Annotated in this window: 26 protein-coding genes and 1 pseudogene; 1 reads left to right on the top strand and 26 read right to left on the bottom strand. The window is 43.0% G+C overall.

Annotation, left to right across the window (positions count from 1 at the left end):
* The 5 genes from gpJ to PSF28_RS21770 all read right to left on the bottom strand — a co-directional run.
* Nucleotides 1–3,956, bottom strand: a 3,956-nt coding sequence (gene gpJ / locus PSF28_RS21750; RefSeq protein ID WP_272685627.1) for a TipJ family phage tail tip protein, incomplete at its 3' end; no start/stop codon positions are given.
* 53 nt (nt 3,957–4,009) lie between these two features.
* Nucleotides 4,010–4,606, bottom strand: coding sequence for a tail assembly protein (locus tag PSF28_RS21755; RefSeq protein WP_272685628.1), 597 nt, complete (start codon nt 4,604–4,606; stop codon nt 4,010–4,012).
* Complete coding sequence (locus tag PSF28_RS21760) at nt 4,603–5,313, bottom strand: C40 family peptidase (RefSeq protein WP_272685629.1); 711 nt, start codon at nt 5,311–5,313, stop codon at nt 4,603–4,605. The genes PSF28_RS21755 and PSF28_RS21760 overlap by 4 nt, the downstream gene beginning before the upstream one ends.
* The gene (locus PSF28_RS21765; RefSeq protein ID WP_272685630.1) at nt 5,310–6,053 is read right to left on the bottom strand and encodes a phage minor tail protein L; all 744 of its coding nucleotides are present in this window, start codon (nt 6,051–6,053) and stop codon (nt 5,310–5,312) included. The genes PSF28_RS21760 and PSF28_RS21765 overlap by 4 nt, the downstream gene beginning before the upstream one ends.
* A complete protein-coding gene (locus tag PSF28_RS21770) occupies nt 6,050–6,394 on the bottom strand; it encodes a phage tail protein (protein WP_272685631.1) in 345 nt (114 codons plus the stop codon). Before PSF28_RS21770 ends, PSF28_RS21765 begins: the two co-directional genes overlap by 4 nt.
* 143 nt (nt 6,395–6,537) lie before the next feature.
* Here PSF28_RS21770 and PSF28_RS21775 point away from each other — a divergent pair, with 143 nt between their 5' ends.
* Nucleotides 6,538–6,837, top strand: coding sequence for a hypothetical protein (locus PSF28_RS21775; RefSeq protein WP_272685632.1), 300 nt, complete (start codon nt 6,538–6,540; stop codon nt 6,835–6,837).
* A gap of 2 nt (nt 6,838–6,839) precedes the next feature.
* On the opposite strand, the gene PSF28_RS21780 is transcribed toward PSF28_RS21775, so the two are convergent.
* From PSF28_RS21780 to PSF28_RS21880, 21 genes and pseudogenes are all read right to left on the bottom strand, one after another.
* Nucleotides 6,840–7,139 (bottom strand): hypothetical protein, encoded by a 300-nt coding sequence (locus PSF28_RS21780; protein WP_272685633.1) that lies wholly within the window; start codon nt 7,137–7,139, stop codon nt 6,840–6,842.
* A 45-nt stretch (nt 7,140–7,184) separates the two neighbouring features.
* Nucleotides 7,185–10,691 carry a phage tail tape measure protein gene (locus PSF28_RS21785; protein ID WP_272685634.1) on the bottom strand — a complete coding sequence of 1,169 codons (3,507 nt, stop codon included), beginning with the start codon at nt 10,689–10,691 and terminating at the stop codon, nt 7,185–7,187.
* A 72-nt stretch (nt 10,692–10,763) separates the two neighbouring features.
* Nucleotides 10,764–11,615, bottom strand: coding sequence for a hypothetical protein (locus tag PSF28_RS21790; RefSeq protein WP_272685635.1), 852 nt, complete (start codon nt 11,613–11,615; stop codon nt 10,764–10,766).
* A gap of 311 nt (nt 11,616–11,926) precedes the next feature.
* Entirely contained in the window at nt 11,927–12,391 is a 465-nt protein-coding gene (locus tag PSF28_RS21795) for a hypothetical protein (RefSeq protein WP_272685636.1), read from the bottom strand.
* Nucleotides 12,392–12,396: 5 nt separating this feature from the next.
* Nucleotides 12,397–12,924, bottom strand: coding sequence for a Panacea domain-containing protein (locus PSF28_RS21800; protein WP_210850763.1), 528 nt, complete (start codon nt 12,922–12,924; stop codon nt 12,397–12,399).
* Nucleotides 12,925–13,177: 253 nt separating this feature from the next.
* A complete protein-coding gene (locus PSF28_RS21805; protein WP_272685637.1) occupies nt 13,178–13,414 on the bottom strand; it encodes a DUF1799 domain-containing protein in 237 nt (78 codons plus the stop codon).
* A gap of 50 nt (nt 13,415–13,464) precedes the next feature.
* A complete protein-coding gene (locus tag PSF28_RS21810; RefSeq protein WP_272685638.1) occupies nt 13,465–13,779 on the bottom strand; it encodes a phage tail assembly chaperone in 315 nt (104 codons plus the stop codon).
* On the bottom strand, nt 13,772–14,035 hold the full coding sequence (locus PSF28_RS21815; RefSeq protein WP_272685647.1) for an Ig-like domain-containing protein: 264 nt from the start codon (nt 14,033–14,035) through the stop codon (nt 13,772–13,774). Before PSF28_RS21815 ends, PSF28_RS21810 begins: the two co-directional genes overlap by 8 nt.
* The gene (locus PSF28_RS21820; protein WP_272685639.1) at nt 14,035–14,694 is read right to left on the bottom strand and encodes a phage tail tube protein; all 660 of its coding nucleotides are present in this window, start codon (nt 14,692–14,694) and stop codon (nt 14,035–14,037) included. Before PSF28_RS21820 ends, PSF28_RS21815 begins: the two co-directional genes overlap by 1 nt.
* Before the next feature lie 46 nt (nt 14,695–14,740).
* Nucleotides 14,741–15,142, bottom strand: coding sequence for a phage tail terminator-like protein (locus tag PSF28_RS21825; protein WP_272582298.1), 402 nt, complete (start codon nt 15,140–15,142; stop codon nt 14,741–14,743).
* Complete coding sequence (locus tag PSF28_RS21830) at nt 15,139–15,720, bottom strand: hypothetical protein (RefSeq protein WP_272685640.1); 582 nt, start codon at nt 15,718–15,720, stop codon at nt 15,139–15,141. Before PSF28_RS21830 ends, PSF28_RS21825 begins: the two co-directional genes overlap by 4 nt.
* A 1-nt stretch (nt 15,721) precedes the next feature.
* Nucleotides 15,722–16,036 carry a hypothetical protein gene (locus PSF28_RS21835; RefSeq protein WP_272685641.1) on the bottom strand — a complete coding sequence of 105 codons (315 nt, stop codon included), beginning with the start codon at nt 16,034–16,036 and terminating at the stop codon, nt 15,722–15,724.
* Nucleotides 16,037–16,077: 41 nt separating this feature from the next.
* Nucleotides 16,078–16,557, bottom strand: coding sequence for a DnaT-like ssDNA-binding protein (locus PSF28_RS21840; RefSeq protein WP_272685642.1), 480 nt, complete (start codon nt 16,555–16,557; stop codon nt 16,078–16,080).
* A gap of 41 nt (nt 16,558–16,598) precedes the next feature.
* Nucleotides 16,599–16,841: an Ig-like domain-containing protein gene (locus tag PSF28_RS21845; RefSeq protein ID WP_419182208.1), complete on the bottom strand. Its 243-nt coding sequence runs from the start codon at nt 16,839–16,841 to the stop codon at nt 16,599–16,601.
* Nucleotides 16,842–16,888: 47 nt separating this feature from the next.
* Entirely contained in the window at nt 16,889–17,842 is a 954-nt protein-coding gene (locus PSF28_RS21850; protein WP_110592006.1) for a major capsid protein, read from the bottom strand.
* Between the two features lie 12 nt (nt 17,843–17,854).
* Nucleotides 17,855–18,631: a hypothetical protein gene (locus tag PSF28_RS21855; protein ID WP_272685643.1), complete on the bottom strand. Its 777-nt coding sequence runs from the start codon at nt 18,629–18,631 to the stop codon at nt 17,855–17,857.
* Nucleotides 18,632–18,741: 110 nt separating this feature from the next.
* Entirely contained in the window at nt 18,742–19,104 is a 363-nt protein-coding gene (locus tag PSF28_RS21860) for a Gp49 family protein (RefSeq protein WP_110592008.1), read from the bottom strand.
* A gap of 73 nt (nt 19,105–19,177) precedes the next feature.
* Nucleotides 19,178–20,299: a hypothetical protein gene (locus tag PSF28_RS21865; RefSeq protein WP_272685644.1), complete on the bottom strand. Its 1,122-nt coding sequence runs from the start codon at nt 20,297–20,299 to the stop codon at nt 19,178–19,180.
* Nucleotides 20,296–21,666: a DUF4055 domain-containing protein gene (locus PSF28_RS21870; protein ID WP_272685645.1), complete on the bottom strand. Its 1,371-nt coding sequence runs from the start codon at nt 21,664–21,666 to the stop codon at nt 20,296–20,298. The genes PSF28_RS21865 and PSF28_RS21870 overlap by 4 nt, the downstream gene beginning before the upstream one ends.
* Nucleotides 21,666–23,153, bottom strand: a complete 1,488-nt coding sequence (locus PSF28_RS21875) for a terminase (protein ID WP_272685646.1) — start codon at nt 23,151–23,153, stop codon at nt 21,666–21,668. Before PSF28_RS21875 ends, PSF28_RS21870 begins: the two co-directional genes overlap by 1 nt.
* 2 nt (nt 23,154–23,155) lie before the next feature.
* Nucleotides 23,156–23,468 (bottom strand): annotated as a pseudogene (locus tag PSF28_RS21880) (hypothetical protein); the annotation flags it as partial.

Genomic DNA, 23,468 nt, shown 5'->3' on the forward strand with positions numbered 1-23,468 from the left:
TTATTAAAAATAATAAACTCATCAGCGGCAAAAGCGATTTGAGTGACAACTTGCCCGTTTTTAACTTGAGCACTCATCATCATTTTAACATCGTAGTATTGCCCGTTATGCAATACACCCGCTTTAATGCTGAAGTAAGCCCGAGAGTTTCCTTGCTGATCTACAGAAGTTTCTGCCCGTTTCTCAATTGCCGCCTTGTTATCGCCGATTTCTGACTTAATAAGTTCGTTAACTTCCGCTTGTGACTTCTGATTATCAGCGACAACCTTTTGTAATGAGTTGATACTTGAGTTCATATCGCCATATTGAGCATCAAGTTGTTCAATTTTTTGCGCAAATGCCAGTTCGTTGTTGGCAACAACCGTTTCAACATTTCTGATTGATGCTCTCGCCTTAAGTATTTCCGTGCCTTGTATATTGTGTTGTGCAGATAATTGCCCTACCGTTTCAACATTAGCGCCTTCCATGTTTGCCATTGTTTGTTGAATATAGGCAATAAAAGCCTCATTATCCTCAAAACGGGATTCAGCCTGCTGATTAACTTCTGTGAGTGTTTTATCAGTTTCAGCAATAGCCGTTGTATTTTTCGTTACCGCTGCACTGATATTTGATAACTCCCCCTTGTTTTTATCAATTTCATCTTTGTTCGCGTTAATGTCTTTGCCAAGCTCTGCACGAAGTTGTTCAGTACGTTCGGTATGAGCGCTATCCTTCTCAGCTATTGATTTACGCACATCAACAAAATTAGCTTCTGATTGCTCATGTTGCGCTTTTACACTCTCAGCTAATTCGGCTGTCGCTTGCTCATTTGTTGCTGTTGCCGTTGCTAATCGAGTCACTTCGGATTTTGTTTTCAATAACTCTGAATTAGTTTCATTCACTTGCGCATTGGTTTGCATCAGTGCTTCAGAGAAAGAAAACTCAAGATTAGTGATAGTTTGATTAATGTTAGTGATATAGCCGGTCATTTCACCAAACTGCGCAGTCGTCGATTGTTCAAACTTCGCTTGCGCTTGTTTTAAATCAGCTGTTGCTGTTTCGACAGTAGTGACACGGCCTTTGATGTTGCCGACTTCTTTGTTTGTTTCCCCTAGATCTGCTTTGACTTGACTGATTTGCTGCGCTGTCGCTTTCTCATAAGTCGCCTGTGCATCTTTAATATTCAGAATTTCAGATGCATTAAAGTCAACTGTTGCGGTGATTTGCTCTTGCCAGCGTGCTGCCGCCTCCCTATCGGTGACTTGCACTTGCTCAATGCGGAATATCTCAGCTCTGCGATCTGCAACTTCTTCTTTTAAGCTAAAGTGAACTTCAGTCGTAAACTTGGTGTTCATCATTACGGCTTCGTTAACAGCTTCTATCTCGCGATCAATGCTGATAACTTTTTGCTTAAAGTCGTCATTGTCGATTTGTAAATCAGTGAGGTTATCTTTATTGAAGTCGATTTGCTCCTGCATTTGCTGTCCAGCTTCGGTGCTGAGGAACTTGTCGCCAACCGCGTCCAGAATACCCTCAACATCTGTTGATGATTCCCCTAAAACAAAGCTTGTCCATTCCGATTGATTACCGCTTTTATCCACCAGCCTTGCACGAAAATAGAAGCGCACACCCGCTTTAAGACCTGACATACGATAGGATTTCAGAGGATAAGGTACATCCGCCAGCAACTGCATAGAATCAGCGGTATTTTCAGGTGAATACTGCAGCTCTGTTTTGAGTGAATCACTGGTATTTACATCAAAGCCCCAATCCAATGTAATGCCCCAAACCTCTGAGGTCGAACGTAGATTAAGCGGCTTCGGTGGATTACCTTCTTTACCGTTGAGCTGAGTTTCTTCTGCACTGGCCCACACGCTGGAAATCTCAGACGCATTAATCGCCCGTACGCGAACTTGATAACGCCCGGCATAAATACCATTAACTTCAAAACCCAGCGTTGATGTACGCGGGGCATTTATCCAGTTACCGTTATCTCGACGCCATTCAGCTTCATACGCAATCGCACTTTCAGCAGCTTCCCAATCAACACGCAATGTGGTGAATGCAATACCTTGGTCTACTTGAGAATAGGAGGAAATACGCACGTTTTTAGGCGCTGGCTGCACATTGGGCGGAATAACTGTAATTGGCCGTTCATCAATACGCGCCCCTGAATCAATATGATCATAATTGTCTGGGTTATGAATTGTGCCGTTAATAGTGTAGGTATTATCACCATTGTCACTGATATTAATCACTCGATACAACTGTACGGCTAAATCGTCAGAGTCCACGACCCACACGGCTTCTTTTTGAGGTACTTGCGAATATTCAACAGAAACCGTCACCACCTTTTTATTTACGGCTGTAACTGTTCGCCCCTCAGAGCCACCACTCGGTAAATTCACGATTAAGCGATCACCGGCTTTAATTGACGTGATTCTATCGAGGGTAATTTTACGGCCCTCTACTGATGAAATACGACCACCTGTATTGCGTCCGGCAAGTGATGAATCAGCAACCGCAATAATATGACCAGGAGAAGGTATTGCCCCCTCCAACCCGGTAGCAAAAGAAATCATGCGATCATTAGCATTAGTTAATAACGCCCACCGCCCACGACGATTAGCTTCACTTCGACGAGTACACCCAATAGCGGATAACTCCACCTTACGCACAGTCTTGTAACGTCGCTGAAGCTTTAAATCGACAACGGGCTCAATATCATCGTTGCTGTGGTTATTAATATCCGTAAAAGAAACCAGTGCTTGTGTATAGCGGTTTTGGGTACTGCCACCTGAATAAGAAGGTTTACCGCCCACAATATTCGCATTGGTAAAAGTACGGAAAATACTGGCAGGCATATCAGCAACCGCTTTGACTTTATTGTCTGCCCAGAACGTCATGCCACGGAAAATCGCCGCAATATCACGCAGGACGGTATAAGCCGACTCTTGCGATTGAATATACACATCACACAAGAAGCGGGGCTCTTTACCATCACCGCCATGCCCATCTGGGACTAATTCGTCACAATATTGTGAAATTTTATACAAATCCCATTTATCAATTTGTGACGCCTTGATACGGTCACCACAGCCGTAACGGTTATTGAGTACCAAGTCATAAAATACCCATGCTGGGTTATTCGTTGCAGCCAGTTTAAACGTTCCATCCCACACACCAGAATAGGTCCGATTCATGGGGTCATAATTTATTGGTACCTTAATCAACAAACCCCCTTGTGGGCGCACACTGACTTTAGGAATACGATTATTAAATTGACGGGCATTAAAGGTAATGAATAACAGAGCCGTATTTGGGTACCGTAATTTGGCGTCAATCACTTCCGCAATCGCGGATATATTAATCCGATCCGCAATACGTGCATTATTCTGGTTTTTCGTTAAACGGCGAACACGAACTTGCCAACCTGTAGAAGCCTTGGGTAAATCAATGCGGTGCGTTCTTGGGTACTCGCTGGTGGTCTTACCATCAAAGGCAGATTTAACCACGTCTTTATAGCCAGCCCCATCCGTGGAAAGCTCAATGACATAATCGACACGATAACCTGTGGTATCGCCGTTATCGTGTTGCTGGAGAAATTGAGGCACAGACAAGCGAATGCGGATCGCCGATAACTGGGTGTTATTGACCGTTCTTACATATGGCTGGTCGTCTTTTAACTCCATCCCCACCGCAATTTCATTATCAACGGAGGGGATACCTTGAATATATTCCTGATGTTCACTACCGGCACGAAATTCCCACGTCACACCTTCAAAGTTTTTAGAGCCATCAGCATTACCGATTGGGGTATCATCAAGAAAGATACACGTATCATCCAACCCACCAGCAATTTCCCCTTCAGAAATAGCAAGCAGTAACTTTGCCGTTGATTCTGCTAATAGGCTATCTTTTTGCTCTACGGGTGTCCGAGGTTTGGAACTCCCACCTTTCGCGCCTTGAATTCTCATATTTCACCCATAAAAAAAGCAGCAATTAAGCCGCTATAGAAAGTTGAAGTGATTTATTGCTGATCTTCGGTGTATATCCCCGCTGAAATAATAGCGCCACCGATTTCGCGTCGATCTAGCCCATAAAATAATGGTACTGGATTACCTTGGGCTGTGGTATTGACTGCGCCACCAAAAGCATACGATGGTTTATTATCCGCATCTTGGCGTATGGATAAACCACGCGGTTGTGGGGATAGCATCTGAACGACACCGCCAATTGCCATTGCTGCCCCACCTAGCATTAAAGCGCTATTGGTGGTAGCTGACATAGCTAAAAATGCAGGGTTCCAGACCGCAAGCCCAATCATAGCGATACCCAGTACTGTTTGGAAAAATCCCCCGCGCTTACTCCCCTTTATTACCGGTGCAATGCGAATTTCTTCGCTGGTATCTAAATTCAGCTCATCTTCACTGATATTGCGCTTACCTTTAAATACCGCAAACTCCACCCCTTTAAGGTGTGCATTTGCAAGGAATTGCTCAAACCCCTCATAGAGCACAGATAAGGCTTTTATGGCTTCACGAGGGGAATCAATAGCCAAATGATGAACTCGTCCAAACTTAAAACCTAACACCCCATATAACCGGATAACTTTAAGTGAACTCATACCAACTCTTTCCTCCGAACAATTTTAACTGTCCTATCACGCCAATAATCGCTGTAGGGAACGAACCGACTCAGTTGTCCATATAGATGATGAAGTAACATACCATCGACTATTACCCCTGCATGGTTGGGAACATCGGCTTGCACTTGCATAATCACCATGTCACCTTCTTTAGGCTCACCAGTAACGTCGACAAAACCTGCTTTCTGGTAATTATCCATATACAGGCTTTCGCCTTCTTCCCACCAGTGCCTATCGACGCTGTAGTTATGCAGCTCAATACCGTGTTTTTGTCGGTAGTAATCCATAATTAAGGACCAACAATCCGCATAACCCAGTACAAATGGCCGCCCTTCCAACTCGCGTTCTACTCGAGGCTGAATGAGTCGAATATCCCCTTCTGGCCATGATGCAATAATCCACGGCAACCCCGTTGCATCACATTGTAATTTATCGATTTCGCTCGGTTGAGTCGTAGCGCCATCCCCGCAATGGCTATGTACAATCGCAATAGGCTCCCCCCAATCTTCCGCAGTGGCATAGTCTTCTGGAGAAAGTTCAAAATGTTCATTGGGGTTGTCGGAAAGGTTACTTGCAGGGAAGTATTTTTTAACTCGGCTTTTTTGACAAATAACACCGCATGCCTCTTTGGGGTATTCCAGCTTAACATGCTGAAATATCGCCTCAATTAATTTCTTTGTGATCATCGTATTAATCCTGCTGCAGGAAACCCTCCAAAGTCCAAAGGCTCATTTTCGCCAAAACGTTTTTTACAATCACTGATAAGCCCACCGCATTTATCTAAGGATGGATCGTCGACAGGCTCTCCCCGTTCATCGAAATACTTATTCCCCGTATAGTTACACCCTCGACCACTACGATAGTCACCTTTCATACACCAGAAACAGAGATTATGTATTTGTCGAACAGGTATCATCATCCCCTGCAAATCGAACGGACTCGCTAATCTGAACTCAACTGCATCCCCAGCAACTTCGCTGGTTTTTTGTTCAATATAGTAAACCTGTGAAAAATGCTCATCGGGGTTAGCCGTTGGGTTTTCTTCAGCGTAATTTCGACTATCTAAATAATGCGAAAATGTTTCGTAAATCGTCACTTTCGCCTGCGCCATATCGTCAAACTGCAAACAAAGCGAAGAGACCAACCCATCAATATTTGAAACTTTTAATAGGGGTTTCGTTGGACTTCCATCACTGTTTTTGGCAACACCTTTAATTTCATAAGCCCAGGCCGCATATTCGTTACCTTGCCACCAAATTGATTTGGGCCGTATATCATCCGTGATGGTTTCAAGCTCCGCTTCCGTGTGTGGTAAGTTATAAGCATGAAAACGAAGAATGGGACCGTCAAATTCGCTGCCATCGATTTCAACTAATTGAATGCGGTTGCCGGGCTCTAATTTTTGTACATCAGAAGTGATATTCATGCACTAAACGCCTGTTCAAATGTTGCTGATATCGTAATAGTTCGACCACCAGCGGGTTTCATTGAGATAGAATCAGCTTTCACTCGATACAGCCCTTTCTCACCTAAAGGCGATATCCAGATAAAAGACGCTGTTGTGTGCTGCCGAATGAAAGTTAAAATAGGCATAACGTCAACTTTTAGCCCTGTATAGGTAATGGGCCATGACTGCGATTCGGGGTTAATACCATCACCCGCAACCTGCTTATACCCGTCGCCAAACACCACCTCTCTGACTCGATGCTTAAACTCACCTACGGGTGAATCCTGAACTTGAGTTCGCCACTTAAATGTCTCAATCATGCACACTCCATAAAAAAGACGGCACAAAGCCGTCATGATCAAATATCAGGATTTTCAATAATTAAATTTACTTTATGGTAAAAGGTCAGCCCTGTGAGTTTAACCGAGGTAATGGCTGATAAACTTCGGTGTGAGGTATTTTAATGAGCGCAAAAACGTTAGACCCATTTAAACCAGTCCATGAGCAGTTAGATATCGCTATCCCTAATCTGCTAGACAGTAAATCCATACTTGATGAGGTACTGCCCTTTTATATAGCATTTGCCGCCAAAACATCAAAAGACCCAGAGCTATTTTATCCATTGATAATTAAATGCCTTGAAGTGGTTTATAGTTCAGAGAATTCCTTAAAGGATAAGAAAGAAAAGGATATCGCTGAATATGCTTATTCTCTTCAAATTAAATCAAAGGAAATTTTTAATAAGATAAAAGATATTAAATAAAACTATTCAAGCACAGCAAAATTAGACACTGCTGTGCTTTTTGCAAGCTGAGCTAAATAATTGTGAGCATATTTTTCAGCTCGTTCAAAAAAGTATCTCAACCCCTCCTCGAAATTAAAATCCTCTTCATAGTGCAATGTAAGATTTGATTTATCATCGTCTGATAAGATATTGGAAATGACTACCTTTGATTCTAGTGTAGGTACAGTGCCAGCAGAGAATTTCAAGTCATTTTTGAACATCTCGATAGCCCCTTCTGCAATTCTAAATGACTTTATAGGAAATCCAACTTCAATTTTCATAACTACCTCTCTTAAATAGAAAACCACCGCGCTGGTGGCTCTTGATTAATATCTGTTTCCTGTAATGGCTTTGACTATTTTATACAGATCGCCACCTTCCTGCCCTTCACTGACCAAAAGCTGCTTAATCTTATTTGTCAGTGATCTTTCAATAGAATTTAAATCCATATTAGAAACAGTATTTTGTTGCTGCACTTGCCCCGCCTCAACATTAATACCGCCAAGATTAAGGTTTACATTAACGCCACCAGCGCTTTGCATTCCATACATACGCTGAACAGGTACATTCGCCATAGGGTGATTATTTCCAACGTACCCACCAGAAGCATAGCCCTTTTCAGCGCTTTTCATTAATGACATTAATGAGGTAATACCTAAACGACTTGTGGCTTCTTTTGTGAAAACAAACTCACCTTTATGGACAACGCCTGCAGGTTCGTACTTGTCACCTGCCCCCGTAAAACCACCACGCGCAAAGCCCGGCTTAATACCTAAGAAGTTACCAAAGCTAGTACCACCAAATGCTGCTGTCATCGCCTTTAGTGCTGCAGCCTTTATCAGCATATCGGTAACCATCCGAGCAAACGAACGCCCAAAATCACCAAAATTGGCCTTGCCTGTCATGGCCCAATCCGTAAGAGAATTAGTCATGCCAACAAAAGCAAGCTGCGAGGCTTGGGCGACTTTTCCATAAGTATTGGTTGCATCTTCTTCAAACTCCGCAAAGCCCTTTTTGATACCGTCACGCCAGTTTCCCCGAAGTTCATCTTCCTCACGGTAAAACTCTTCTAACTTGGCTTTTTGCTCAGGTGAATCCGCCTTTTCTAATGCGATATTACGCTGGTATTGTCTATCGGTTAATCCTGCGCTACCGCGTAACGCCCGGATCCGGTCTTCAATTTCAGCAACACGTTTAGCTCTTTCCTCAAGCAGCTTGTTTTCACGGTTTTGCTTTTCTAAAGCATCACCTTTAACTGCAAGTTCACGCTGACCAGACAAAATAGACTCGCGTCTCATTAACAGTGATTTTTCATCAGCTGTTAATTGACGCTCGCCATTTTTAACAATCCTATCCAAGATAGTAAATTGCGCCTCAGTAAGCATAAGTTGCTTTCGTTCATTACTCACAATGCGGTCACCCGTTTGTGAGAAATCACGAGCTACTTTTGTTTGTGCCTCGAGTGCTAAAAGCTGCTTTTGAAGATCTTCATCGTGACGGGTGCCATAATCAGGGCGGTATTCCTTACCTTTTGGAACACGCTTATCCTTGAATTGTTCCTCAATACCCTTTCTTGCGGTATCAATATCACTTTGCTTCCAGAGTGTTGCAACACCTTCTTTAGCTAGTTGTTTATTCTGCTGTATTAATTTATTAAGCTCTTTCTCTACTTTAGCTCTCTTTTCTGCTGGAGTTAATCCACTTTCGACAAGCCTATTAAACGTCTCTTGATTTTTAATAGCCCGTTCTTGATCTGCTTTGGCCAACCGATCTCGCTCTACTTTTAGCCCATCAGCAGCCCAAGCCTTATCAATAAGTTCGTAAGCTTGTGTTTTCAGCTCAACTTCTCGCTCGGCATTGGCTAAGCGCTCAGCATCGTGTTTGGGTATATAGTTATCGCCTTTATACCCTTTACTATAATTGAGATTTTTAGCTAATCGATTAAATTCTTTTTGGGCTTGCTGAAGCTCAGTAAATGCTGCCTGCCTCTCCAGTGCAAGACCTGGATTTCGCCCTACGCCTAACATAGCATCCCAACCTTTAGTCGCGGCGTTCTCAATCCAATTCCACGCACGCTCTAAAGTGCCAAGATTATCGACGATAGACATAGAACGTTGATTCATTGCCTCGGCATAGGCTTTCGTTGCAAGTTCTGCCGCTTTTTCAGTACGTCCTTGTGCTTCTGCCGCTGCAATTTGCTCATACTGCTTAGCGGTTAAAAAATGCAACGAGTTATTTAACTCCGTTACCGCTTTAACTGGATCATCTTTAAGACGTTTAAAGTGCTCAATCGTTTTATTAATATCCTGCCCGACTGCTTTTTCCATCTTCGCAGAGATATCAGCAACAATACCAACTTGATTTCCTGAGAATGCACCAGAACCCACCACTTTCGCTAATGCGTCGGCCATACGATATTGAGTAATGCCATTACCAGATAGCTGTTTAGCCAATGAGTCAAGTTGCGAAGCGGTTTTTCCTGCATAACTCCCCGTCAAAATAAGCTGTTTATTGTACTCAGTGAATTCTTTCGAGCCTTTATAAGCTGCAATCGCTAATGAACCAGTCACTCCCACCAGCCCAAACATAGCAATGCGCATTGGTGTAATTAATGACAACACCGCTTTGAATGAATTTCCAACGCCACCAAAGGAGTCTTTTATTTGCCCACCTTGCTGAACCATGACCAACCAAATAGGCATGCCTGAAGCCAAAGAGGTCACAATATCCGTCATTTGCATTGGTAATTGACGCATAGCATTACGATACTGCCCTAATGTAATTGAGCCATTACGATAGGCCTGCTCTTGCTGTTTTAACTTCGCTAAATACGGCTCTGCTTGTTGGCTGACACCTAATTGAGCCGCTTTCATTTGCAGCAATTCAGATTTTGTTTTGCCTATTGCATCCGCTTCATTTTTTAACGCTTGAATAAAGTTTTCTTTAGTTTGAACCTCCCTAGCTTCAGCCGCTGCGACCAGTTGTTGTTCTCTGGCTAGCTCTCTTGCTGCTTGCGCCGCTTGTTTTTGCTCGAAAGCCAGCTTTGCCGTGCGTTCTTCCTGCTTTTTCATCTGGGTAATGATGGGAGCTGCTTCTTTTGAGATCCCCATCTGAGCAGCTTTGTACGACAACATTTCTGTTTTACTGGCACCATACAGAAAAACTTGCTCATGCATTTTTCGTAGGAAGGAATCCTTTAGAACAGAAAGTTCTTTTTCAGCGACAGATAATCCGCTTGTACGATTGGTGATATCTTCAAGTAATGATTGATACCGCTCGGTATCAATATTGCCTTTTTGGTATACTTGGGTCAGATTCTCTCTGATTGCGGTCAGTTTTGCTGTTGAACCCGATACTTTTTCAATGCTTTCAATTTGCCTCGCGAACGAATCAGCAACTTTTGTATTCCCAGTTTCGGTCTCTCTGACTGCCTTTTTAATCTGATTTTCCAGTATGGCAAAATGTACACCACTAATTCTTCCACTTTCATACTGGCTATTCAGTCTTTTTAAGATCTCTGCAAATTGGTTACTTGCATCACCGGCTTTCTTTATAGACTGAATCTGATCTCGCAGTGATGAGGCATTTTCCTTATACTTCGCATTCATAGCCTCAACAGCTACAACAGTTTCCTTTTGCCTTTGGGTTAACTCGGAAATAGAACGGGCTGCCGCTTTATGTGCGGGTTCAGATTGTTTAAATGTACTATTTAACTCATCAACAGATTGATCTGTCCTGCTGGCGGCTTGTTGTAAATCATTTAGCGCTTTAGAACCTTTTTCGAGTTCGCTAGTGCTGACTTTAAATGAAATACCGGCTATTTCTTGTGTCATAACTTTCCTCGGGTACAAAAAAACCACCCGAAGGTGGTGTGATGAACTTTATGTATATAGTGCTATGGCTGGTTATGTATCATTATTCGGGTTGTAATGTACATCAACAGAATATCCATTTGGATTGCTCCTGATTGTTATTACGGATATGGAGCTATATTCATCCCCAAGCGATAAGTATGACCCATTATCAAGGTCTAACCCCTTACCTCTACTTTTTATTGCTAGTTTTTTTATTTTTTCCGCCACCTTTTTATCGGCTGGATATGAAAGATGCATAGTTCTTATAAACCCCTTAGAGTTAAGACAGTATAAAGCTTCTAAAGGCTTAGCCCCAAACGAAGAATCCTTTAGCAGTTCTTTGTTTTTTATACAATTATTTTTTGTTTTTTCTTCATAACTTTCGAGGTTATTAATATCTTTAGGTAAGGAAAAGTCAATGTTGAAGAAATTATTTACAAAGTCTTTTTTTCCTTCAACCCCTCTCCACTTTAAGTTTTTATTTTTGAACTTAAACTGAGTCGTTCCTCGATTAGTTAATGGAACTTCAATAAAAATCAAGTCAACAAGTTTGGACGTTTCAATAAAAGCGCCCTGCTCATCAAAGAGCGCCCAGTATTGACTCCGTGGGAATATTAAAGCTTTATTAATTGGCCCATCGCCATATCGAATTAGAATCGAGCAATCATCACTTTGACAATCAAATGAATCTCCATCTATAGACAAACTCACTTGTTTGGCTAACTTGTTATCAAAACTAAGCGCATTGAATTCCATCCTTAAACCAAGATTATCTTCAGATGTGAGAGTTCCCATATAAGATTTTTCTTCCCTCATTTCATCAGTAAACTCAGAATACTTCCAGTCAGCAACAGCCCCAAATCCAACAGAGCAAAGTAATAGTCCTAGTAGTAATTTTCTCATCCCAGCCTCGTCATTTAGTTTTCACCGATCTAGTATGATGTGAATTCCCAGCAAAGTAAAAAAGCACAACACTAAGTTGGAACTCAATCATCGGTTTTTTTATGGCTTCTAAAGTGCTTTTCTCTATGACGAATTCTAAAAATAATACTGAAAGACCAAATTCCAATACCCATTAATAGAATCCCAATGATGATTAAAACTAAACCTAATGTCTTCATGTTACCCATGCACTCAATCAGCATCAGCTAAACATAAATTCCACCAGCTGGTGGAAAATAAAATTAGAGCAATAAAAAACCCACCGAAGTGGGTTATTTATAATTTGATAGAGCCTCTAATATAAGACGCTTATTTCTTCTGGTCATTGTTTTGCTTCTTTCCGTAGCTAGATACACATCTCTCATGCAATACGAAGCAACCTCGCCAACATAGACTTTCGAATAATCGTTCTCTATTCTTCTCTTTATGTCACATAAATCAAACGCTTGATGAGCATCAATACACGACACGTAAGAATCCCAAGATAAAAAATCATGGTCATCTTTCAGAATATCAACCTGACACTCTAAGAGGTCTTGTTTTGACCTAATGTATGGGTGGATTTCTGAATTAATAACAAAGACTAGAAGTGGCTCACAGCAACAAACAACAAGATATTTATTCTTAGGGGGAGTGGTGAATTCACAATGCAGAAAAAGAACATCAGATACCTTTATCTCTTTCTGCTCTGCAAAAGATGCTTTAAATGAATCAGGGAAGCAATCACCTAAAGACATTATCTCTATGCGCCAACCGACAAATAATCTAGGAGCTCTTTACGACCACTACACTCTTTGGCTAGTGACATAATTTCCATTTCTCCATTTTCATCAGCACTCTTCCATGCCAAACCATGACTCTTGTATCTAATTTTACCAAATGATAGATGTCCAATCTCATTGATGGATTCATCTATACATTCTAAGTCTGAATCGCTAAATACGTCATCATCATACGAACGCAGCGGTTTTACATTCATACTTTCAACATCTAGAGACTTCAAGACATTCCCTACATCTAAGTCAGCAGGAACTGCATATGAAGTTTTTTTAGCTAATTTGATGATATCATATGCACCGCTAGCAACAGGACCATCTTTCATTGCAATATAAGTATCACCAGTAACAAGTCGTCCGTATCTTTCGAGGTGCTTCAAGTCAGCAAAGTAAAGAATTTTAATCACATGATAAATATCAGGAATTGGCGCTTTAGAGGCAACATACAGAATGGCCTCAAGAGCCTTTTCTGAATCAAATTTTATGTTTACCATTTATTTCACCTATGACCGTTTATCAATTTGATAAATATAACCAGTGGTTATAATGTAAGTTAAGTTACATTAAGTCAACAGTTTTGCTTGTATTTTACATTGCCATACGTATAATTCGCGCCCCGCGAGATTGCCACGTTCCACTTTGCGCTGCAATAGAAAGCTATTTCTCAATGCAAATCTAAACGTTAAATATCGCTGCACAAACAACTGTATAAATAAACAGATTTGATTATTTAGGGCATTGTAAGCCCTATTTTTTATGGAGCAATTCTAACGCTTTTGATTCCATCAGTTGAATATCTTTCATCACGGTTGCCAGATCACAAATACCGTAAGCACTGGCCAGCATGGGGATAACGGTATAATCAATCCCAGTAGGACCGTCCATACTGACCCGCCATTGTGTTGATAGCGCTTGGAATAGCGTGACTGAAGCTTCAATATCTGGGGTAACCTCAACATCATTGTCATCAAGATCCCCCAGCAAATCTAATTCAATCGCTGACAGTGGCTTACTGTAAAGTACCTGCGCAACCGCTAGGAGTTTTTTTCCCGAATACCTAAGAGCGCTTGGCGATAGGAAGTAAAAATTTCGAAAGCTGCCCCCGGGTAGTTATCGAAAAATTCTGCCACATTATCGTGGTTAAACTCGCGATCTTTAAATCCCCACCCTTTCGCAATTTGAAGCAAGAATCCTGTATCGGTTAGATCGTCAGCTTTACCCATATCATCCAGTTCACTCATTTTTTTGTGAACGAATACAAACGGTAAATCACCTTGTTTACCGTCAGGTGTTGTGATTTTGACGGTGTGTTCAAATGTCGGTGTTGGGTTGTAGGTTAACTTAGCCATTATTCGCCTTTTCATTAATCGTAATAACTGAATTGACTGTCACACCATCAACAGTGGCAGTGATAGTCACTTTGCCCGCGGCTTTCAGTGTGACTTTACCTGCGGTATTCACAGTCGCTTTTGCGGTATCAGAGCTCTTCCATGTCGCATTCTGATTGGATGCATTAGCAGGTGTTAAGGTGAGGTTTAGTAAAATCACCTCTCCCACAACACCTGTAGCAACCGGTTTATCAATTGTGAGCTCAGATACCGGGATTACTTTACGTGGGCGTAGACAGACTGTTTAGAACGCAAAGAGAAGCGAACGGTCGTTGTTTCAATTTCGTTCACCGCCGTATCAGGAATTTCTTTATACGAGGTCGATGCCAAATAATAGCGATCTTGCTCGGCGCGTTTATTATAAAAACGCACAGCCACCAGCGATTTACTTTCATCATAACCCAGCAATAAGGCATGATGTTTAGCATCGGCGTTATAAGCTAATGTGTAAGTAATGATGTACGGGTTCTTAAAGGTGTCAAGGCTGATTGCCTGATCATCCTCAAGAAACTGAATGCTGGTGGATTGCTGGTCGCCCCCTTCAATACCCACCGTCGTCACACGCTTGATTTGCGTCCAACCTGTGACCTTCTTGATAGTACCCATTGCTTCTTCTGCTGGATATTTAGATTTATCCGTACTGTCAAAACCTTCAATGGTGATATTGCTGGCTGCAACCGTTTTAACCCGTTTAGGGCCATTTAAATTACTCCAGCTGTCACTGATAATCACAACATCACCCGCTTTAATATCGCCCGCGCTTGCAACAGTAAGAACAACCTCACTGGCATTCGATGCGGCAGTAATCGCGATTGCTTCACCATATCCACTGGAAACCGAAACAGTAGAACCATTAGGAATGCTATATTCCGCCATAATAAACCTCTTTATTTATGCATAAAAAAACCGCCAATTGGCGGTGTTATCGAACTGAATCACATCGATAAGATGTGCGTATGGGAATGGTATAGTGGGTATCCCCTACGAGAGGGGGCAATTGATTTGGCTCACTGTTGAGATAAAGGGTTTTGGTCAGTGTGAGCCCATTTTCAAGCTGAACTTTGATGTTATCCGCAACCTGGCTTAATTGTTCATCACCGCTCCCCACCTTACCCACGATATTAATTTGAATGATCCCTTTTAAAATCGGCATATCGAGCGCTAGCCCCATATTCTCCGTTGTCGCTGGCAAAATATGCATTTGCAGATAAGGGGAATTAATCTCATCAAAAGCCATATTAGGCCATGCCACCTTTAACCCCGCTTGCTTCGCAATTTGAGCCACCAGCGCACGTATTGACTGATTAATTTCGGATTGCTTCATGATTTCACCTCAGCAATAGCCTCTCTAAAAAACTGACTCACATTCTGTGCAGTGATAGCCACCATGCCATTCGGGGCTTGCTTTGAATGGCCCATTTCTAACGGGTAAGCATAGGGCACATTATTGGTAAAGTAGATAGCACTCATACCTACCTTAAAGTGCTCAAGCACATAATTCCCCATAGAGACGGTCATGCGGCCTGATTTATCAATTCGTCCTGTCTCACCGTCCGCAGGTGTATCAAACGTCACTTGCCAATTTCCCCGAAAACGTCCACCGGTATAACCCGGAGGGGCTTTGATATCCATGGAGTCATTGACACGCACGCGCTTTTTTAGCTGGCGTTTCTTCGGGGTAAGGTTGTTAGGGTCTTTTCTAAGTTCTTCATTGTGTTCAAATACTGCTTGGTTATAACTGACTGCCGTCTGGTTAACTTCCCAAAGTTCAGGATTACCGACAGGTGACATTTGAACCAATTGAGCCAAAATTTTAAACCCCGTTTTCTTAACAACCGCTTCCATATCTGCTTGAGCATTATCAACAAACAAGTTAATTGAACGCATAAATGATTGTGACATGTCACGCCCTCAATTGAGATTGATAGCAAATCACGAGTTCAGCAGGTTTAATTGGGTTGGGCTCTTGTACGCGCAACCACACGCCGTCAACGAATACCCGATCCCCTTTCTGAATAACCGCGGCGGGTGAAAAGACCATTTTGATATCCGTCGCCAGAATAAGCGTCCCGTCAATATCATGAGGTTTGTATTGCACCTTAACCCCTGTGGCGAGAAACTCGGTTTCAGGCTCGTGGTGCTCTTTTCCCGTCTCATCATCAACCCAATGTTTACCATCCCGTTTAACTGGGTATGAAACACCATATTTCTTCAGCATTCGCAACGCTGTGTGGTGACCACGCTGATAGATATTCATGGCTACCTCATTGCAAACGTATTAATGGCGAACCCCTCAGAGATATCAATCAAGCCCGATAACAAACCTTTCAACCAAGCGAAATTCGGTGCGCCTGTATTGGTGCCTTCCGCGTATTTCAAGTCAATTGCGCCCTCAATACGTTCGGCAATGATTTCCCCGCCTAAAGTGGGTTGCAGGTCGTTTTCTTGGGATTCAATCGCTAAGCGGCATTGGGCTTGGATAACTTGCTGAGGGATAACCTCACTTGAAAGCGCAATACCATCGCGAATTAATCCCTTGCGTGGAAAAGACAGCGGCTGATGAACATCGGTTCGCTTACCTAACCACTTTTGGGATTCGAGATAGTCCATGGCCACAATGAGCAATACTTCTAATCCCTCATTAGGGAGCGTTAGCTGCCTTGCTGAAGCATAGGCCTTTAAATCCGCTACGCTGGCATAACTGTTAAAGGTCAGGGAGGTTTTATCTGAATCAATCATAAGCCCCTCAAAATAAGAAAGGGGCATTACACCCCTTTAAGTTATTCACCACTTTCAGGTGGCTTAGCCGTAAATGTAATTTCATCCGTTGACTGAGTCACTCCATCGACTGTTGCCGTGACAATGAATTGACCGTCGGTATCCGAACTCAGTTTCACTGTCGCGCCCCCCGCTTTGCCCGTCTTAGAAGATGTCGCACTCAAATTACCCCCCGTTGTTAACCAGTTAACGGTAGCCCCCTCAACTGGCGAGCTTCCCTTGGTATAATTGAGTGTAACGGTCACAACATCGGTACTGTCAGCGATAGCGGACGTTTTATCCGCTGACAGAGTTACTTTCCCGCTTCAGTGGTCAGTTTGATCATCACACCCGCGGTCATCTTGTCGCTCTTAAAATGCTTCTTCCAGTTGCCTTCTGTACCGAGTTTGGTTAAATCAGGGTTCTCACCCTTAGTTTCATCCCAACTATAGCCTAGAACACCCACATTTACTGTGCCCTCACCACGATAGCCAATTTCCAAGTTTTCCTTATCATTAATGTTAAATGAGCGGAAAGTTGGCTCTTGAGATTCGGTGATAGTGACAGCGCCGGGAACAAGACCAAAAATAGCATCCACTGGCGCGGTATCTGTCACGAGAACAGGTTTACCCAGCGTGCCGGGCTGACCACCATAGATAACGACCCCTGCTTCTTCATAGACTTTGTTATCAATGGCCTGATCAACAATGTCAAAATAGGTCGTTGAGTGCATGACAAACAAATTAACACGGTTGAATTTATCACCGTATTTGCGTAACCCTTTGGTCAGTGTTTTCTTACCGTCGGTGGCAATATCTGCCGTGACAACCATTGCTTTATTACTCCCGATGGCTGCTGCCAATGCCGCCAGCGAGTATTTAATGTAACCCTCTAGGGAAGCATCTGCTGCATCCGTGCCCACCAGCTCTGAGAACTCAGACACGTCGCGACCACGGCGTTTAAATGCCTCTTCGGTTGTTGCGTAAGGACCGTATTTCCACGGCGCTTTAACATCAACCGATTCACCCGCACCGATTTTTTTACTATCCACTTTTTCCGTTGAGTTCACATCACGGTGCTCAATGGAGCCGCCGATTTGATAGAAAGCACGTTTACGGAAATCGCCTTCAATAAACAGGTTATCCAGTACAATGGCACCATTCGATGCCTGGTTGAATACTGCTAAATTATCTTGGCGACGCTCTAAGAACGCGGTTTGTGCCAAATCGTTATAAATCACTAAATCACTATTCACTGTTGCTGTCATTGCTGCCTTTCCTTACTCTTTTGGAAGTCTTAAATAGGTGTCACGGCCATAGCGGCGAATATATTCAGCCTTTTCGCTGGCGGACATTTGAGAACGTTTAAGGTGTGCGCCACCTTGCTTATGTTTCCCTGCGTCTGTACCTGATGCAGCAGGGAATAAGTGCGGTGCGCTTTCTTTCAGGGATTCAACCCACTCAATAGGAGATAGTGGTGTACGACCATCTTTGCCCATGATTGGATTCCCATCTTCATCAACAGCGACGGCCTGACCTTCGTCGTTGATTTGAAAAATGCCTTTGGCACGTAGAATTAAATCTTCTTGCGCACTGCTTAATGCGCCCGCTTTACCCGCCGCTGAACGAATTTCATCCCCCAAAACACGTGCGCGGAATTTATTGGCAAAAGCTTCTGCTTTTTCCACTCGGGCATTAGCTTCTTTCAATTGTTTATCAGTATCACCCCGCATACGCTCAGTACGCTTATTAATGAGCTCATCAATCTTGCCATCGGCAATGAGTTTGGCTTCTTCGTCATTTTCAAAGCGTTTAAGCATCCCTTTCACTGTGTCAGGATCAATACCGTCAAAGCGCTTTAGGTTATCGCCCTGCTCTTTGATTTTGCCAAGTAACTCAGTGTTCTTGGCTTTTAGCCCAGACACTTGCTGAGAAACTTGTTGGTCGATAATGGATTGAATTTCAGGTGTGATATCGGGTGCACCACCAGCACCGCCCCCTTTATCCTCGCCGCCCGCCTGTGAGTAGTATTTGCGTTCGATATTCATAAATAACATGTGATTCCCCTTGGGATTAAATGCGCCTAGCGCGTTGAATTAGCTCAGCCCTCAGCTGAATTTAGGCATTAAAAAAGGCCACCGAAGTGACCTTGAAGATTCAAATAAAACTATTTTTCTGTATCGTGAATTTTCTGTTTGAGCAGATAACCTTCAAGCGCCCAAATTTTATTAACTGCGTTCTGTCTGGCAATTTTGCGGCCAATTTCCGCATCGAAATTTTCAGGACTTGCACAAGCTGACTCACCAGTAACCATGAAGCCATTTTTTAATATCAACACACAAAACGTAAGGTAATTAAGTGACTCATGCCATCCGAGTAAAGCTGTCTGTGGCTCAAGCGCCCCCCTAGCACCATCTTTAGCAGTAAAGTAGTAGCAATCCTTAATGATGCTATCAATATGCTCAGGTGTTACACGCGCCGCTGTTTTACCTTTGGCTTGGATTTCTTTTTCAATATCTTTATCTGTCATTTTTTAATTCCTTAAATAAAAAAAGACCCCGTTAGGAGTCTTGGTCGAATAATTAAATTTATTACTGGAACGATTAGTTATAACCCGCCTCTTTAAATGCGCGTTCATCCAGCTCCTTTAATTCGGATAACAGAATAAATTCGCCTTTATCGGTGTAAAACTCAGAAGGGGCCATGCCGCCCTCTTTCATCAACCTAAACCGCACTTCACCAAACACTTGGCGCTGCCGCCATTCAGGTTGTCGTTGGATCCACTCTAAATACGTCGTCTTAGCGAGAACTTGCCCATCCATTGACGCACGAGTCCCATCGTCCATTTCATCGGCATCAATGCCTAAATCACGCCACGATTTAAGAATGAGCGTTTCCGTTGAGCGGCATCCCCAATGGATTTTGCCGGGGCCACGCTTATAGGGAACCTTATGGCCAATCGGATGGCCGTTTAAAGTATATTTCAGCCTGTCACGCACAATACAATCATGAGAGGTTTTGTTATCTAATGTTGAAAGCCACTGTTTGCAATCAATAATGTCTTTATTGGCGTCCACTAAATGTTCACGTGCAGTGGCTTGCACATGGTTAATAGCCGTTTTGGCTAACGTGGTGGCATTCGCCCGACTGATCTGTAATGCGCCGTCTTTATAATTCTGCTTCACATGACCACGAATTTTTCGCCCGATTTGAACGGCGCTATCCCCATTGAGATAACCATTACGCACGGTATTGCTGATGCGGGTCATACGGTCTTTTTCTAGCCCTGATGCCCACTCAGACAATAACTTCCCTTGGAAAGGTCGAGACATCGCTGAGGCGTATAACATCTCCTCGCTGATCCCCATAAAGGGATAATGGCGTAATATCGCATCAGGCAACAGTGCATTGAACAAGGAAGGATAAAAACTGACTTCATGAAAAGCATACGCCTTCATTTCATCCGATAAAAACGCAAATGCCCGCTCTATTGCTTGACCATTAATCCGTTCGACGCTGGACAATAATGACTCCAACCGCCTAACCGTAAAGCTATTGATATCAATGTCAGCATCATCCAGTACAGTAATTAATGTTGCCGTGAGCTCAGCATCGAACTCATTCAATACCTTGACCATACGTTTAGCGACGCTGGTGGAATATCGACCTGAAAAGAGTGAATGAGCAATTAACTCATCCATTAACTGCGTATTCACGGATATCACGTTTCACCTACCATCGTGGGCTGCTGAGTATTCAGTTCATCCACCACCACTTCAATATCATCTGCAGGATCGATAACATCGTATTTTTGCAAACTACGGACTAAATCAGATTTACGTGTCGCCCCCGATTGCCATGCTGAAACTATTTCGCGGATCATCGCACTGTCTGCGATGTGGTTAACGAGGTCTTTGTTAATCTCAAACGAAATGTCTGTCGTATCTAAACCTAAGTATTCAGCACACCACATTAGCGCTTTACTAAATGCATCCGAAACGTTTGAACAGCAAATACTCAGAATGGAAGTTTGGGCATTCTGTTCACCGACAGACTGAATAACCGTTTTGACCTTACTATCCGCAGAAACCAATTGAGCCCCCAGCGCAACCATGTAATCACGCTTACTGTCCATCGCCTCTTTGGCCAGCATGTTGGGCTGCGCCTGTATATAACCACAGGTACTGTTTTTAGGTAACAAAAAAGGTGAGCGAGAGCCCACCAGCATGCCGTTTTTTTCCAAATAATCACGCCACTCAACATCTAGCCCTGTAATGTAGGGTTGAACTTGGCCACAAAAGAAGACAGAATCCTCATAATCTGCCGAATTTCGATAATGCCCTAGGTTAATCTTTGCCAGCCCCAATAAGGGAGCTTCATCAATAGTATGGTCATTATTCTGAGCACCGATAAACGTAAACGGGATTTCCTCCCACGCACCATTACCGGCACGCTCAGGGATGTATTCAGAATCGATTTGAAATACGCTTTGCCCTGCTGCCTTGCGATAAACACGGCAAATGAAATGACCGTCTTCAATGGCTAATACACGATATTGAACCGCATCCTTAAAACCAAATCCGTCCTCTTCTTCCACCGTTTCACGCAATACCACCAGCGTTAACATCGTGCGCCCATTAATGCGCGCTGTACGCCAGTTAATGATGTCTTCAGCACGATATTGGAATATGTACGGGAGTTTCGAATCGCTGTTGTAATCAACGTACAGACCATGCCGACCGACTTCTAATACTGACTCAAGTGAAGACTGAGCCAATTGGTAAATACTTGAGCCTGCCCCGTCAGCATCGTCTTTTAAACACGACAGCTTTTCGATAACGGCGACTAAGGGGTCTTTTTTAAATGCCATGCCTATCATGCCGTTACGAGTATTACCCGTTATGGGATAAAATACAGCCCTGTCTTGATAGTCTTTGTTACGTTTCTTTTTACGGGCATCATCCTGCTCGACAAGTTCTGGCAAATAAGTGTTTATATCCTCGCCACCTCGACACACATCACGGACTAACTTCCATTGAGGCGCAGCCGCTTTGTATTCAGGGCGAGTAAAATCAACGTTGTTTGTGCTCATTAGAAGGTTGTTCCTAAATTAATGCCAAAGGCTGGGCGTTTAACATTTCGCCTACTTACAGCAAAATATCTAAATCCATCAGCATCGTGTGATGTAAAGTCGTGAAGCGGTTTATCTTTCCAGCACCCTAGTTTATCGTTCCACTCTTTGCGATAAGCTTCGAGATGAGCGATGCCTTCACCACATTTATGCTCATCAAAAACACAAAGAGGAAGAATTTCACGTACAGCCTCAATGCCTTCATCAATAGATACCCTTGGCACGACTTCAAATCGAATCGAGTAAATTTGCCCGTCAATTTCATACCCTTCACGAGCTAGCTCTCTACGTGATTTCGCATCTGAACCAAACTCACGGTTGTCAATATCATGCGGGCCATTGTGACTTTCGTAGGTGTAGCCTTTATCTTTCAGCACTTTCATATAGTGCCTTAGACCTTCACCACTGTTTGAGTAATGGTCGATAATGTGAAATTCCTCACCAACTTCACGAATGAACCAGATTGATGTTGAATCACCCACACCAATATCCCAATACGTATGTACAGGTAAATGTGAGTTATCAGGGAGTGTGCCAATACGTTTATTTTCGTACAGAAAGCGGAATTGCTTAGCGTAATAAGCACCTTCAACAGATTGCTGAAATGCTTCAGACGGTATTGACGGGTATTCCCGCTTCATGTCGTCGCCAAGTGTTTTCTCTTTGGCGTAGTACCATGCTTTCTGGCGCTCGTTGAGATGAACGCCGTGTTTGCTAGCTATCTCATCGAAGTAATCGACTAACCGTTGCGGTAATTGCTCGACAGGATCAATGGAGTATTCGGGGTTCTTCCACCACGAGAAGAAAAAGAATTTCCAATCTAAGTTAGAGAGAGTCTTACTCTGAATTTGCGCTTTCTCAGCAGACTGGCAATAATCATAGAAATAACCCGCTCGACCTTCCGCTGTACTTTCAATCGTCGTAAAACAATCGCTTGATACTGCCTCAAACGCACCAGTGACAATCTCACGGGCTTTCTCTGGATACTTAGCGCATATCTTGCCGAACTCAGATACATGTAAATATCGGAGTGTACCGCCACGAAATGACGTGCTGATATAAAGTGAGCCGCCTTTACTAAAAACCAATTCACCAGCCGCGTCATTACTCGCTGGGTTTGCTGCTTTAATTTCATCGGGTAGCTTATCGTAGGCATACTTTATCTTTTCTCTGAATAGCCGCTTAGCATCATTTAGCGTATGAGCTATCAATGCACATTTAGCCGCCTCAAATAACGCCGCGTCTAATTGGATGATGCAGACCTCAGTCGTAAAACCTAATTGCCTAGCCTTTAAGATAATGTTTCGCGTGTGCATCCCTTCAAAGTATTCAAGCTGCTCAGGCGTCATTTTAAATCGAACTGGCTTACCTTCTTTGTTTGTGATCCAGTAGAGATGATTCAATCGCCAGAGCTTATCTCTCAATAGTGCAAGATGTTCTGGCTTCATGATTATTCCTTAGATAAGTCGTCCATTAGTTCTGATAGCTGACTAGCTGTCTTATTCGGTTGTACTTCATCTAGCCCGTACGCTTGACGTTCAAGGCCAACTAGATTTTTAAGCGTTTCACTTAATGCTTTGACTGACTTAACGCGCTCAGGGAGAGAAATGATTGAGTTGTAAATTTCATTTAGCTTATCGCGCCCGTTATCATCAGGACTAAACATTAGCTCGCCCAATTTACTTAAAGCTGGCACATCGGCACATTCAGCCGATAGCTCATCAAATAAATTATTGGTCAACTCTCTTGCCCTGCGAATATCT

The sequence above is a fragment of the Providencia sp. PROV130 genome (genome assembly GCF_028482225.1).
GTDB classification, from domain to species: domain Bacteria; phylum Pseudomonadota; class Gammaproteobacteria; order Enterobacterales; family Enterobacteriaceae; genus Providencia; species Providencia rettgeri.